Annotated in this window: 10 protein-coding genes; 1 reads left to right on the top strand and 9 read right to left on the bottom strand. The window is 68.8% G+C overall.

Going from position 1 to position 13,944, the window contains the following annotated elements; genetic code table 11:
• Positions 1-31 precede the first annotated feature (31 nt).
• Entirely contained in the window at positions 32-760 is a 729-nt protein-coding gene (locus tag VKZ50_03340) for an SCO family protein (GenBank protein HLJ58747.1), read from the top strand.
• Positions 761-1,123: 363 nt separating this feature from the next.
• Here the strand turns inward: VKZ50_03340 and VKZ50_03335 are convergent, their stop codons facing one another.
• The 9 genes from VKZ50_03335 to VKZ50_03295 form a co-directional block, all read right to left on the bottom strand.
• Positions 1,124-3,301, bottom strand: coding sequence for an AAA family ATPase (locus VKZ50_03335; GenBank protein HLJ58746.1), 2,178 nt, complete (start codon positions 3,299-3,301; stop codon positions 1,124-1,126).
• Positions 3,298-4,488 carry a DNA repair exonuclease gene (locus VKZ50_03330; protein HLJ58745.1) on the bottom strand — a complete coding sequence of 397 codons (1,191 nt, stop codon included), beginning with the start codon at positions 4,486-4,488 and terminating at the stop codon, positions 3,298-3,300. Before VKZ50_03330 ends, VKZ50_03335 begins: the two co-directional genes overlap by 4 nt.
• Complete coding sequence (locus VKZ50_03325; protein ID HLJ58744.1) at positions 4,485-7,655, bottom strand: UvrD-helicase domain-containing protein; 3,171 nt, start codon at positions 7,653-7,655, stop codon at positions 4,485-4,487. Before VKZ50_03325 ends, VKZ50_03330 begins: the two co-directional genes overlap by 4 nt.
• Complete coding sequence (locus VKZ50_03320) at positions 7,648-8,349, bottom strand: regulatory protein RecX (protein HLJ58743.1); 702 nt, start codon at positions 8,347-8,349, stop codon at positions 7,648-7,650. The genes VKZ50_03325 and VKZ50_03320 overlap by 8 nt, the downstream gene beginning before the upstream one ends.
• A gap of 91 nt (positions 8,350-8,440) precedes the next feature.
• Positions 8,441-9,553, bottom strand: a complete 1,113-nt coding sequence (recA, locus tag VKZ50_03315) for a recombinase RecA (GenBank protein ID HLJ58742.1) — start codon at positions 9,551-9,553, stop codon at positions 8,441-8,443.
• Between the two features lie 169 nt (positions 9,554-9,722).
• Positions 9,723-10,334 carry an RNA 2',3'-cyclic phosphodiesterase gene (thpR, locus tag VKZ50_03310; GenBank protein ID HLJ58741.1) on the bottom strand — a complete coding sequence of 204 codons (612 nt, stop codon included), beginning with the start codon at positions 10,332-10,334 and terminating at the stop codon, positions 9,723-9,725.
• Positions 10,331-11,578 carry a competence/damage-inducible protein A gene (locus tag VKZ50_03305; protein ID HLJ58740.1) on the bottom strand — a complete coding sequence of 416 codons (1,248 nt, stop codon included), beginning with the start codon at positions 11,576-11,578 and terminating at the stop codon, positions 10,331-10,333. Before VKZ50_03305 ends, thpR begins: the two co-directional genes overlap by 4 nt.
• Before the next feature lie 70 nt (positions 11,579-11,648).
• Positions 11,649-12,551, bottom strand: a complete 903-nt coding sequence (locus VKZ50_03300) for a RodZ domain-containing protein (GenBank protein ID HLJ58739.1) — start codon at positions 12,549-12,551, stop codon at positions 11,649-11,651.
• Positions 12,552-12,620: 69 nt separating this feature from the next.
• On the bottom strand, positions 12,621-13,944 hold a 1,324-nt coding region (locus VKZ50_03295; protein ID HLJ58738.1), incomplete at its 5' end, for a DNA translocase FtsK.

Raw genomic sequence — 13,944 nt, 5'->3', positions numbered from 1 at the left:
GCCTGTTAGCGTGACATCGGAGGGGTACGCGATGACGAGCACCGAGCCAGACGACACTTCCGCCGGCGGACCCGGGGCCGGGGGCCCAGGGCACGCAACGCCGCCCAAGAGAAACCCGCGTGATGCCCAGCGGTGGCTGTACGTCGCGCTCGCGGTGGTGGTCGCCGCGGCAGTCGCGGCCACGGCGGCCGCGGTTCGGGCGCGGTTCGGCCCGCCCGCGCTGGCGGGCGCCGTGATGAACCCGCCGGTGACGGCCTACGAGTTCAGCCTGCCCGACCAAGACGGACGGGTCGTTTCTCTGGCCGCCCTCCGCGGCAAGGTCGTGGTGTTAACCTTCCTATATACGCACTGTCCGGACGTGTGCCCGTTGATCGCCGACGCCTTCCACGCCGCGTTCGCCCAGCTCGACTCCGGCACCGCGGCCAGGACCGCATTCATGGCCGTCAGCGTGGATCCGAACGGCGATACACCGGAGGCGATCAAGGGGTTTCTGGCCGGCCACCACGTCCAGGGTGAAATGTCGTACCTGCACGGGTCCTTCGCCCAGCTCCGTCCGGTCTGGGCGCATTACTACGTCGGGAGCGACGCCAAAGAGGTCAACCCGGAGGCCGCGAACGCCACCGCTCCCACGGTCGCCCAGGTAGAGCACACGGCGATCGTTTACCTGATCGATCCCGCCGGCAAAATCAAGGTCTTCCTGGCCGGCAATCTCGATCCGAAGGACCTCGTCGCGGACATCCGGGCCCTGGCGGGCCGGTAACCCAGACAAGATGCGCCGTCAGCGGGTTCTTCCCGCACGTCGACTCGGGTTCCAAGAAGAGACGCGTTTCCAAGCTCGCCGCCGGAGGCAACCGCGCCTCTCGGGACCGCCTTCCAGCCGCGACATAGTGCCCACCTGAAAGCCCAGGCGTGTGTCAGCCCCGCCCCCCCCGCGAAGGGCTCTTGCTACCATCGTTGCGGGCATTCAGGCATTCCTCCAAAAGACTCGCACGGGTAAGGCTCCGCGCGAACCTACACTAAACGCCGGTGAGCGTCGGAATGAGGGACCTCGTCGCGGACATCCGGACCCCGGCGGGACGGTAACGGCGCCTCGGTGCTCCCGAAGGCTACCGGTTTCGGGCGGCTACTCTCCGGGCACCCGTGCGGCTTCGTCTAAGACGATCAGGTTGTCGGCGTGCGCATCGTATACGCCGCGGCAGGTAAAGAGGAAGATCTGGCGGTCCTCAGCCAAGTCCCTGAGAAACCGCATCGTGGCGTCCTGGCGCTCCTCGTCGTAGGCGAGAAACGGGTCGTCGAGAAACAGCGGCGCGAACGGTCGCTCGCAGAGCAAGTCGACGAGCGCCAGGCGCAGCGCCAGATAGCACTGGTCCACGCCGCCGCTCCCGATCTCGCGCGCCGAGACGTCGGCCCACTCCTTCGGCGGGCCGACCCAGACGCGCGGCGCCAGCGTCTGCTCGTCCACTGTGATGCGGGCGTACGCCCCTCCGGAGAGCCGGCGGACGTATGCGCTCGCCCGTTCCTCGAGGAGCGTCTTCCCAGGCACGATGGTGTGGCTCCGCGCCTCGCCCAACACTTCGCGGGTAAGGCTCAGCACCTTCACGAGCCGTGCTGCCAGCGCGTACCTGGCACGGACGTCGGTGAGTTCCTCCTCCGTCCGGGCGAGCTCCTCGTGCGGAGACCGACCGGCGAGCCGTCCGTCGAGCGTGTGCAGCGCCGCGCGCCGCTCCTCGAGCTCCTTCCGCCGCCGTTCCGCCTCGGTTCCGAGCCGCTGAAACGCGGCCGGATCGAGGCGTCGCAGCACGAGGTCGGGCTGATCCCGCTTCGTCTCGGTAGCCGCGAGATCGACGACCGCCCGTTGGTACTCCTCGGTGATCGCTTCCCGCGTACGGCCGCCGAGGATGTTGTCGAGCACGGCTCGCGCGGTGTCGTGCCGCCGCCGCGCGGCGAGCGCTCGCTCCTGGCGCTCAAGCGCCTCCTGGACCGACGAAACCCCAAGGGTGCGCAACTGCGTCTGCACTCCCTCCGCCGCCTCTCGGGCGTCCCGGCGCCGTGCCTCGGCGCGGGCCACATCCTCTGCGCGCCTGGTCGCTTCGACCTGCGCCGCCCGTTCGATCTCGCGTTCGGCCGTTCGGGCGCGATTCCACGCAACCGCCACGGTGCCGCCCAAGACGATCGCAAGGACCAGCGCGCCAAGCCCCCACCCCAGGTGGTGCCCCAGCACCAATCCGACACCGCCGATGGCCGCGGCCGCCGCGACCGCGAACCCGACCGGCGACCAACCCGCGCGCGGGGCGTCTCCGGAGCGATGTGACCCGCGGCGGCGCTCGGGGGCCGCATCGTCGGACCGCAACGGCCGCTCGGCGCTACGGGCCTCTGTGTACAGCATCTCGGCCCGCAGGGACGCGGTCTGCAGCGCCTGCACTGCGTCCGGGGCGAGGGGCACTCCGAGCGACGAATCTCGGCTGGCCGCCTCGAGCTCCCGGACGGCCGCGTCCAGCCGCTCCGAGAGCGACCGCAACTCGAGCACGCGCCGCCGCTGCGCCGCGGCCCGCCGGTCGAGGTCGAGCAGGTCGCGGTTGGCTTGCATGAGCTCCCCGTCCTCTTTGACCTGCTGCTCGAGCGCCGCGATGCGGGCGGCGATGCGCGTGCGATCGGCGGCCGCCTGTTCGATCGCCGCGACCTCCGTACCGAGACGCTGCTGCTCGGCCGTCAGGTAGCGCATGCGATCGTCGTCCCGTTTCAGGGGGCCGGGGACGTTGGACGGACGCCGGAGGCCGAGCTCCATCTTCCGGATCCGGTCGTCCAGCAACTTGAGCACCCGCGCCGCGTCCTCGTCGCCGCCGGTCATGATCGCGGACAGGCGCGTCCCGATCATCTCCTTCTCCTTTTGCACCTGCGCGAGCTCCCACTGCCCGATGTGCGCGGTCGCACGGAACAGTCCGAGGTTCTGGAACCCCAGCACCTCGCCAACCTGTCGCTCCACCTCCTTGGGATTGTCCGACGGGCGCGCGCCGCCGACGAGCGAGACCCTCCGCGATGCAAAGTCTTTATGCAGCGTGTACTGGTTCCCGCCGGCTTCGAACTCCAGCGTGATCTCGCCAGGCCCATCGTCGCTGCCCCACGGGCCAAACGAGCGGGCCTCGGACGGACGAATCGGGAAGAGGGCCGCGGAAAACGCGAGATGCACGGTGGACTTGCCGGCATCGTTCCGACCGCGAATCACGTTCAGACCCGGGCTGCACTCAAGGGTCTGATCGAGCAGCTTGCGGAACCGGCGGATCCGGACGCGTCGAATGATCATCCAAGGATCTCCGTCTTCCCTTCGAGCAGCGCCACCCCGTAGGCCAGCGCCTCTTCCGCAACCGCGCGGTCCTCGCCCTCGCGCCCGTTGATCTGGTCGTGCATCTGCCGCACAAACCGGCCGAGGACGGTGTTCGCCGAGTACTGCGCGGGGTCGACGACCTCGGGGCGCAGGTGCGATTCGTCCCGGATTTCGAGGCGGAAAAACTCGGGGGCCAGATCTTCGCGCAGCCGATCGGCCATGACGTGGTCGGCGAGTCCGACGAACCCCGCAAGCGTCACGACCAGCGCAAGATCTCCGTCTGCGCGTTCGCGGATCATCCGCGCGACCGCGTCCGGACCGCCGGCGGTCGCCACATCGACCGTCATCGCCGCGGCCCGCCGCCGGCCGACCCTGCGGGGGACGACCTCGGCCTGGCCCGGCCCCCGCAGCGTCACCAGACAGACGTTACCCGAGTCCGTCTCGTCCACGCCGATCATCTCTGGCGCACCGCTGTACCATGCCGAGACCGCGCCGGTCGACACGTTTTGCGTCGAATGCCAGTCGCCGAGCGCGAGATAGTCGACCCCGCTGCCGACGATCTCCTCCGGTGTAATCAGGCCGAACTTGGTCTCGAAATCAGGGCGCTGCACGCTCCCGTGAAACAGGCCAACGACGTGTCGCGTGCGCCGCGACGCCGGCCGACCCGGCGGCGAGGGCGGCGCGCCGGCATCCCCCGCGAGCGCCGATCCCGCGCCCGACAACCCCGCAAGAGGACTATCGGGGGACAGGCGGTCCTGCACGGACCGCCCGATCACCGTGAGGTCACGCTCGGGGAACACCCGCGCCTCCGGGGCGGGCCCGAAGACGACCAGGTGAGGGCAGCGCGTCGCGAGCCCCTGCCAGATCGTCGCACTGCCCGCCCCCAGCGGATCGTGGTTGCCTGCGATCGCGCACACGGGGATACCCGCATCGCCCAACCGGCCCAACTGCTCGGTCGCGAACGGCGCCTGCAGACGGGCCGCGGCGACGGAGTCGAAGAGATCGCCCGCGATCAGCACGACGTCGACGCGCTCCTGGATCGACAGGCCCACCACATTGGCGAATGTCCGCTGGAGCTGCCGGCGCTGGTCGCCCCCGCGATCGCCGAGGACCTTGAAGGTCGCACCGAGGTGCACGTCCGACGTGTGCAGCAGGCGCACGCTCATTCCGGCGCGGCCGTGAACGGACAGATCTGGTTGAACGCACAGTACGGGCACGCGCGATACGGATCGGGCGTGGCGAGAAACTGCTGCGCGCGGATGCCCGAGGCGGCCTTGAGGATCATCGTGCGAACGGCGTCGATGTCCGCCTCGGTCTTGCGGGCTTGGCCGACGACGACCTGGCGCCCGAGGAAGTGGAGCTCCACGCGATCGGGGAGGCGCCCGAACACCTCCAGGTAGGCGAGCGCATAGATGGAGAGCTGCTCACTGTCCTTCGCGCGTCGGTCCGCGTCCTGCTGCGTGCGCACGTCCGTGCTCTTGAAGTCGATAATCACGACCTCGGCGCCGCGGAGGTCGACCCGATCCCAGCGGCCGCGAAGGAGGTTCGACCCCACGGGAAAGCGGAACTCGCGCTCGACGAACGTGGGCGTCGTGTCGCTCGCCTGCTGGTACTCGAAGAATCGCCGGAGCGCTTCGCGGCCCGCCTCCATCCGTTGATCCTCGTGCTCGCGGCTGAGAAACCCCTCGTTGACCCATGCGCGCTCGAAGTGGGCGATCAGGTCGTCGGCGGTCACCGGTTGGTGCCTCGCGCGCCGCCGGTTGTACTCTTGCACCGCGTCGTGCAGCGCAGAGCCGTACGCGACCCGGTGGTCGCGGAGCACCGGCACGCGCAGCAGGTGAATATACCGGTACTTGTACGGACAGGTCATGTAGTCGTCGACCTGCCGAAACGACAGCTGCAGCACGGCATCATCGCCGAGCGGGATCAGCGACGGCACGCTCGGCTCGACCGGCGGCGCGTGCCGCTCCAGCGCCTGTGCCGCGCTCGTCCGCACCGTTTCAGGGGGCACCCGGGGCACATCGAGCGCCTCCAGCACGAACCGGCTCGCCTTGCGAGGCCGTGCGCCACCGTAATCGGAGGCGCTCGTCAGGTACAGCTCGCGCTTGGCCCGGGTCATCCCAACATAGCACAGCCGGCGCTCTTCCTGTACGTGAAAGTCGCCGCTCGGCAGCAGATCCTTCATGAGCGCATCCGGCAAAGGAAGCGGCTCGCGGCGCGCCCGCGACGGGAACTTGTCCGTGACAACGCTCACGAGGAACACGACGGGAAACTCCAGCCCCTTCGCCTTGTGGATCGTGAGCACACGCACAACGTCCGCCTCGCCGTCCACGTCCGCGGTCGGCGGATCATCGCCCGCCTCGATCAGCAGATCCAGGTAGGCAACGAACGCGGGGAGGCGGTCCACGGCCGCCACGTCGCCGAACCGCGCGACGAGATCGAAAAACTTCGCGATGTTGGCGACCTTGTGCTCGTCCTCTGGCCGGTCGGACGACGCGAGGCGGCCGACGAACCCCGTCCGATTCACCAAGTATTCATAGAGCACGCGTCCCGTGGGGTACCGCGGTGCCAACCGACCCATCTCTTCGAGGTCGTCGACCAACCGATCGATCACCGCATGGCCCTCGCGCGTGAGGTCGAGATCCTCGATCCGCGCGAGCTGCCGGTACACATGGGCCAGGGGGCGCCGCTTGCGACTTGCGTAGCTCATACACGCGGCGAGATCCGCCTCCGGCACACCGTAGAGCGGCGAGGCGCTCAGATGGTACAGCGACAAGCTGTCCTCCGGATGGGCAAGCGCCCGGAGGAACGACGTGAGCAGACGGATCTCCTCGCGGTCATACAGACCCCGCGTGCCGGAGAACTGGAACGGGATGCCGCGCATGTTGAGGGCCCGGAGAAACGGGTCGGCGTCCTTGTTCGCCCGCACCAGGAGCGCCACATCACGGTACTGCCACACGCCGGCTTTGACGCGCTCGGCGATCCGGTCCGCAACGCCGTCGGCTTCGGCGCCGAGGGACTCGTAGTGCAGGTGGCGTGGCAGCGTGCCCGGCCCGGCGACTGCTTCCAGGCGCTTGTCGATCCCGACGCGCACCTCGAGCCGGTCAGGATCGTTGTGGCGGATGAGACGATAGGCCGCATCCAGAATGAACTGCGTGGACCGGTAGTTCCGGGTGAGCACGACGGTCCGCGCGTCGGCGTACGTCTCGGTGAAAAAGGTGATGTTGCTGTACGACGCACCCCGAAAGCGGTAGATCGCCTGATCGTCGTCCGCAACGACCGTCAGATTGCGCCGGGCATCGGCCAGCAGTTTCACCAGCTCGAACTGCGCGTAGTTGGTGTCCTGGAACTCGTCGACGAGAATGTGGTGGAACTGCTCCTGATACCGCTGCAACACGTCCGGGTGTTCTCGCAACAGCCGAATCGTCAGCACGATCAGGTCGCCGAAGTCCAAACGTCCGTCCTTGGCCAGCAGGTCCTGATAGACGCGGTAGGCGGCGGCGAGCTCGCGCTGCTGCCGTGCGTGATCCGCGAGTACGGTGTCGTTCGGTTCGGCGGCCGCGCTCGCCGCGAGGCGGTCCGCGTACGCGGTGTATTCCTCCGGGGTGATGTCCTCGTCCTTGGCCCGACTGATGAGCCCGATCAGCGCGTCCACGTATCTCGCCGGATCACCGAGGGGGCGGAAATGATCGAGCGGGAACTCAAACAAACGCTCCCGGATGAAGATCGCCTGCTCGGCGCGGTTCAGCACCCGGAAGTCGGGAGGCAGACCGAGGTGCAGCGCATGGTCCCGGAGCACCCGATCCCCGAACGCATGGAACGTGCTAATCCACGCCTGCGTGTACCCATACGGGACGAGTCGATCGACGCGCTCTTCCATCTCCGCGGCCGCGCGGTCGGTGAACGTGAGGGCCAGGACCTGCTCCGGGCGGACGCGCCGTGACGAGATGAGGTGGCCGATGCGGCGGGTAATCACGGTCGTCTTCCCCGTGCCCGCGCCGGCGACGATCAGCAGCGGCCCCTCGGCATGAATCACCGCCTCGCGCTGCTGCGTCGTCAGCCCGTCAAGCACTGCATCGGCCGTCGGGACCGGGGGCGCCTCGCGCTCCGCCGCGGCCACGCTTGCGGCGTTCACCGGAGACTCGGCCTCCGGACCGCCGCGAGCACCGGCGTCCGACTGGGCGTGAGCCGGGCGAGGCGTATCGGACGCTCCGCCGTCGCCCGGCACGGACGGAACAGACTCGGGTCCCGCCGCGGACGCTTCGCGTTCCAGGGTCTCGGCGAGTCCGAGCCCGAGTTGATCAGACCCGTGCCGGCTCCCCCGCCTACTCATCGACGTCCCCTGTTACGCCGCGTCGACCTACCCCACGCAGCACGCGGATGATCGTCCGCGTGGAAAAACCCTGCCGTTGAAGGAGCCCCGCGAGGCGTCGAGTCCGAACGTCGGGAGACAGATGTCGATACACACGCTGACGGCGTCCCACCAGAGCCCGAGCGTAGCGTTCCTCTGCCACGGATGGATCTTCTTCGCCATAGGCCTCCCGGATCGCCTGCTCGACCAGCGCGGTCGCGACCCCCTTCTCACGCAACTCGCGTCGGAGCCGGGGCGCCCCGCACGGCCGTCGGCCGAGGCGCGCCGCGACCCACCCGCGGGCAAAGGCCAGGTCGTCCAGATGGCCGATCCGCGTCAGGTCGTCGATCACCGCGCGGATCTGCGCATCGGGTATCCCGCGCTGCCGCAACTTGAGTCTCAGCTCCGAAACGCTTCGGGGACGGGGCGACAGCAGTCGGATCGCGAGGTCCCGTGCGCGGACGTACAACCCTCGTGCTTCGAGTTGTTCCGCTACGTCGCCGGGAATCGTCTCACCCGAGGCGATCCCGCGACGGGCGAGCTCCTCGGCATCCACGCGGAGCGCACGCCCGTCATCGAGCACAACGACGCGTCGGTCTCCGCCCCACGCACCCCCGGACGGCCCGGCCGCACCGGAGATCCGGCCCCCGCCGCGGATGCTCACCACGATCGGCATGATCAGGACGTGAACAGACGGGTGGCTTCCCTACCCCCACGGTGTCCGGGCCGGGCTCTGACGCCACAGCGGACGCGGGCGCGCCGGTGACTCATCGCGAAGCCCGAGCAGGAACTCCCTTCGCCGGCACCGTCGGGTGTCCGTCGCGGGACGCCGGCCTCGCGTCTCCGTTCGAGTGCACCTCCGGCGCAGGCTCATCCGCCGACGGGGCCGTGCGTATCAGGCCGACCTTCTCGCGCGTCCGCTCCGAGATCTCCTGTGCCAACTCCGGGTTGGACTCGAGGAACTCGCGCGCGTTGTCCCGGCCTTGCCCGAGTTTCATATCCTTGTAGGCGAACCACGTGCCCGTCCGGGTGACGATGCCCTGCGCCACGGCGACGTCGAGCAAGCTCCCCGCTCTGCTGATCCCGCGCGGGAAAATGATGTCCAACTCCGCATCACGGAACGGCGCGGCCAGTTTGTTCTTGACCACTTTGACCCGCACTCGCTGGCCCAGCACCTGATCGCCGGATTTGATCGACTCGATACGTCGGATCTCAATTCGCATCGACGCGTAGAATTTGAGCGCGCGACCGCCGGTGGTGACCTCGGGGTTGCCGTACATCACGCCGACCTTCTCGCGAAGCTGGTTGATGAAGATCACCGTCGTGCGTGACTTGCTGATGGCCCCGACGAGCTTCCGGAGCGCCTGGGACATCAACCGGGCCTGCAGGCCCACGTGCGCATCGCCCATCTCGCCTTCCAGTTCGGCCCGCGGCACCAGCGCCGCCACCGAGTCCACCACGACGACGTCGATCGCGCCCGAACGCACGAGCATCTCGGCGATCTCGAGCGCCTGCTCACCGGAATCCGGTTGCGAGATCAGGAGATTGTCGATGTCCACCCCGACGTTGCCTGCGTATTCGGGGTTAAGTGCGTGCTCCGCGTCGATGAACGCCGCGACGCCCCCGCTGCGTTGCGCCTCGGAAATAATATGGTATCCGAGCGTCGTCTTGCCGGAAGACTCGGGGCCGTAGATCTCCACGACGCGCCCGCGGGGCACCCCGCCCACACCAAGAGCGATGTCCAGCGCCAGCGCACCCGTGGATATCACGTCCGCGGTCAGCTTGGCTTGGTGCTCGCCAAGCTTCATGATGGACCCTTTGCCGAACTGTTTTTCGATCTGGGTCAGAGCAAGATCAAGGGCCCGCTGCCGCTCGTTCATGCTGCGTTTCCTCCTGGCGCGATGGGATGGTTTTGGCTGGTTAAGTTGGCCCCACTGTACCAAACATATGTTCGTTTGTCAAGTCACTGGGTTGACTTCGCTGCCCGCATCTTCGCCAGACTGGCGGGGCAACCTGCTGACAGCATCCTCTCGTGGCATGCGATGCTCCTCACTCGACCGGCAGCGCGCCAAAGCGTGCGCTGCATATCTCTCGATACACCGCGCCCGACGGCAGCAGCGCACTCTCCATGACCGAGATCCCACCAACGCGTTGCGAACCCGCGACAGGGGCTGCGGGCCCCTTGAGACGCTCGGCGCAACCACTGAGATCCGGCGCCGCCCTTTCGGATCTGACGCGCGCCACCGTCACGTGCGCGTGAAACCCTCGCGCGTCCTGGCGAAACTGGCGTTCCACAAGCGCCGTGTCGAGCGCCTGCGAGAGCGCCGCCAGCCGTTCCGCGCCTGCGGCCACCCCCATCCACACGGTCCGAGGCCGCCGGAGGGACGGAAACGCCCCGCCACCGGCGAGCGTGATCGAGAACGCGGCCGACGCGGCCGCCGCGATGCGCGCGGCCTCGACCGCGCGCGCGACCTCCGGTTCCGTGATCTCGCCGAGAAATCGGAGCGTGACGTGCAGCGCCTCGCCTTCGACCCACCGGAGTGCGCCCGCCTCGACGCGCAGCGCGCGGCGCATCATCGAGAGCGCCGCGTCGCGCAGCGCCGGCGTGATCGGGACCGCTACGAAGATCCGACGCCGTCCCCCGTGACCCGGTGATGTCAACGCAACAACTGCAGCCTGATCATGTCGAGCGCCGTCTGAGACGCGAGATACTGGATGCCCGCGCGGCCCGGCTCCGTTCCGAACCGAACCTCCCGCACCTCCGTCCCTTCCGCGTGCGCGAGCGCGAGAAAGACCAAGCCGACGGGCTTCGCCTCGGTCCCGCCCGTCGGCCCGGCGATCCCCGTCGTCGCGATGGCCAGATCGGTCGCAGCTTGGCTGCGCACGCCCTCCGCCATCGCCCGGGCCACCTCCGCGCTGACCGCGCCGTGCCGCTCGACCAACGATTCCGGAACGTAGAGCCAGCGGTGCTTCGCCGCGTTGCTGTATGCGATCACCCCTCCGTCGAGGTACGCCGACGCGCCGGGCGTTCGCGCGAGCCGGTGCGCGATCAGCCCGGCCGTACAGGACTCCGCGACGGCGACCGTCACGCCCCGCTGCGCCAGCAACCGGGCGACGACCTCGTCGATCGTGGCGTCGCCGACCACGTAGATCGCGTCGCCGAGACGTTCCCGCAGCGCGGCCTCCGTCTGGTCGAGCAGCGGTTCCACCGCCGCGTCCGTCCCCCGCGCGGTAATCCGCACGTGGCACTCCCCCGTGTGCGCGTACGGCGCGATCGTTGGGTTGGTGCTCGCGCGCATCAGGTCGCGAAGCCGGTCCTCCACGGCGGACTCGCCCAAGCCGATGATCCTGACGACGCGGGACCGAATGACCTCGTCGCCGACCAGTCCCCGTGCTCGCAGATAGGGGACGACGTGGTCCTCCATCATGCCCTTCATCTCACGGGGCACACCGGGAACAAAGACGATCGTCTTTCCTTCGTGCTCCACGATCACGCCAGGGGCGCTGCCTCGCGTGTTCGGCACCATGTGCGCGCCCCTCGGCAACATCGCCTGCTTGACCTGCTGCGAGCTCAGCGGACGGTTGCGGCGCCGAAAGAACTCCTGGACGTGCGTCCAGGCCTCCTCGTGACGCTCCATCGGAAGCCCGAGCAGTTCCGCGACGGCCGCGACCGTGAGGTCGTCGTCGGTCGGACCCAGGCCTCCCGTGGACACCATGAGATCGACCCGACCGAGCGCATTCGCGAAGACTTCCTGCACGCGCCCGACGTTGTCGCCGACGGTGGACCGATAGTACACGGCGATCCCGAGCGTGGCCAGAAGCGTGCACAGGTACTGGGCGTTGGTGTCGACGATCTGTCCTAACAGATGCTCGGTCCCGACCGACACGATCTCGGCCTTGATCATCGCTCTCCCCTCTCCAGGAACGTACGGGCGTCGGGCCGTCCGTCGAACGATCTGCGGCGTCGAATCGGGCTCACGGTGTCAGCGCGGTGTAGGTCTCGTCCACGACGTCTCCCGGGTTGCCAAGGCGACCGACCGACCGGCCGTTCACGGTCAGGGTCAAGGCGCTCGCGTTCCCGATTCGCAGGGTCAACTGGCGCTTGGCCTGCCAGACCTGCTGGTCGCCGGCGCTGAGGAACCCCTCGAACACTGTCACGCCATCGGCCACTGCCCGAACCCAGGAACGGTCGGTGGCCACCGCTGCAACCGTCACGGGCGCGGCGGACATGATCGCCTGCAGCGGCACCGCGGATCCGGGCTGACTCGCGCCGGGTGCCGGAGACGTCCCGGTTGCACCACCGGGCCCAGACGGCGGCGTTGCCGCGGTCGCCGGCGGTGCCGTGACACTCCTGGCGGATGGTGTCCCCGTCGAACTCGTCCCGGCGGCCGCGGGTCCCTGACTCGCACCCGGTACGGTAGACGGCGCCGCGGACGGCGAGGTCGTGGACGCGCTCCCCTGGGACGTCGGTTCGGGGGTGCCGGTGAACTGGCGGAGTTGACCGTACAGAATGTACGCGATCACCGCGGCTCCGCACAACAACACGAGCGAGGCTCCGATCACGAATCGCCGTGCGCGCGAGCGCGGGGTCACCGGGGTGATCCGAACGTCCACCGGCGACGCGCGCACGGCAACCCTGGCGCCGAGCGGCATCGGATACATCGAGGCGATCTCCTCGGGCGGCAGCCCGAGATGGGACGCGTACGCGTTGAGAAAACCCCGAACGTAGGCCGGGCCGGGCAGCCGGTCGAACGCTTCCTCCTCGAGCGCTTCCAGGTACCGCCGACGGATGCGCGTGGCCGCTTCCACATCGTCCAGCGAGAGGCCCCGGGCCTCGCGCGCGTTCCGCAACCGCTCGCCGATGCCAAGAATGTTCATCGCGCCAGCGGTGTTCTTGGACGAGAAATCAGTTTCCTGCGGCGCGCGCGCTCGTGGGGCGATCCCGTCTTACGCGTCGTCCGCGTCCGCCGCGTCGGGCCGCGGGACGCCCTCGCGCAGCACGCGCTCCAGATCGTCCACGCCCACCAGGACGTCGCGCGGGCTGCTCCCCTGCGACGGTCCGACGATCCCCTTCTCCTCCAGCTGGTCCACCAGGCGCGCCGCACGCACATAGCCGATGCGCATCTTGCGCTGCAGAAGCGACACAGACCCGTAGCCCGAACGGACCACCAGCCGAGCCGCGTCTACGAGGAGCGCGTCATCCGCCGGGGCGTCCTCGGAAGGCGCCACGTCCCCGGCTTGCACCAGCGATTCGACGTACGCGGGCTCTCCCTGCGCGCGCCAGAACGCGACGAGACGCTCGGTCTCCGCGTCGCTGATGAACGCACCCTGGACCCGCATCGGCCGCGCCGCGCCGATCGGCGCAAACAGCATGTCGCCCTTCCCGAGCAGCCGCTCCGCGCCCGGGTGATCAAGGATCGTCCGGCTGTCCACGAGCGAGCTCACCGCGAACGCGATACGGGACGGGATGTTCGCCTTGATGAGCCCGGTGATCACGTCCACGGACGGCCGCTGCGTGGCGACCAGGAGGTGAATACCCGTGGCGCGCGTCATCTGGGCGAGCCGGCAGATGATCTCCTCGAAGTCGGCGGGCGCGACCATCATCAAATCCGCGAGTTCGTCGACGATGATCAGGATGTAGGCGAGCGGGCGATCCGGATGCTGGGCGTTAAATGCCTGGATGTTCCGCACACCGTCCGCCGCGAACATCTCGTAGCGGCTCTCCATCTCCTGGACCGCCCAGCGCAACTTCGCGGCGGCCTCGCGGGGCCCGGTCACTACCGGGCTCAGCAGATGGGGAATGCCGTTGTAGTTCGTCAGCTCGACCCGCTTTGGATCAATCATCAGGAAGCGGACCCGCTCGGGCGTGGCCCGGAACAGGATGCTGGCGATCATGCTGTTAAGCATCACGCTCTTGCCCGCGCCGGTCGCGCCTGCGATCAGCAAGTGGGGCATCGTCACAAGATCCGTCACCACCGGGGCGCCGGCCGTGCCCTTGCCGATCGCGACCATGAGCGGTGACCGCGCGGATCGGAACTCTTCGCTCGCGACGACCTCGCGCAGGTGGACGAGGCTCGCCCGCTCGTTGGGCAGCTCCACGCCGACCGCGGACTTCCCGGGGATCGGCGCCTCGAGGCGAACGCTGCTGGCCGCAAGCGCGAGCGCGATGTCGTTCTGGAGGCTGGTGATCTTCTGCACTTTCACGCCGGGCGCGGGCTGCAACTCGTAGCGCGTCACGACCGGCCCCATCTCCCACCGCACCACCCGCGCG

The organism is bacterium (assembly GCA_035295165.1).
Classification (GTDB): Bacteria; Sysuimicrobiota; Sysuimicrobiia; order Sysuimicrobiales; family Segetimicrobiaceae; genus JAJPIA01.
This window is presented reverse-complemented; position numbering and strand designations above follow the sequence as displayed.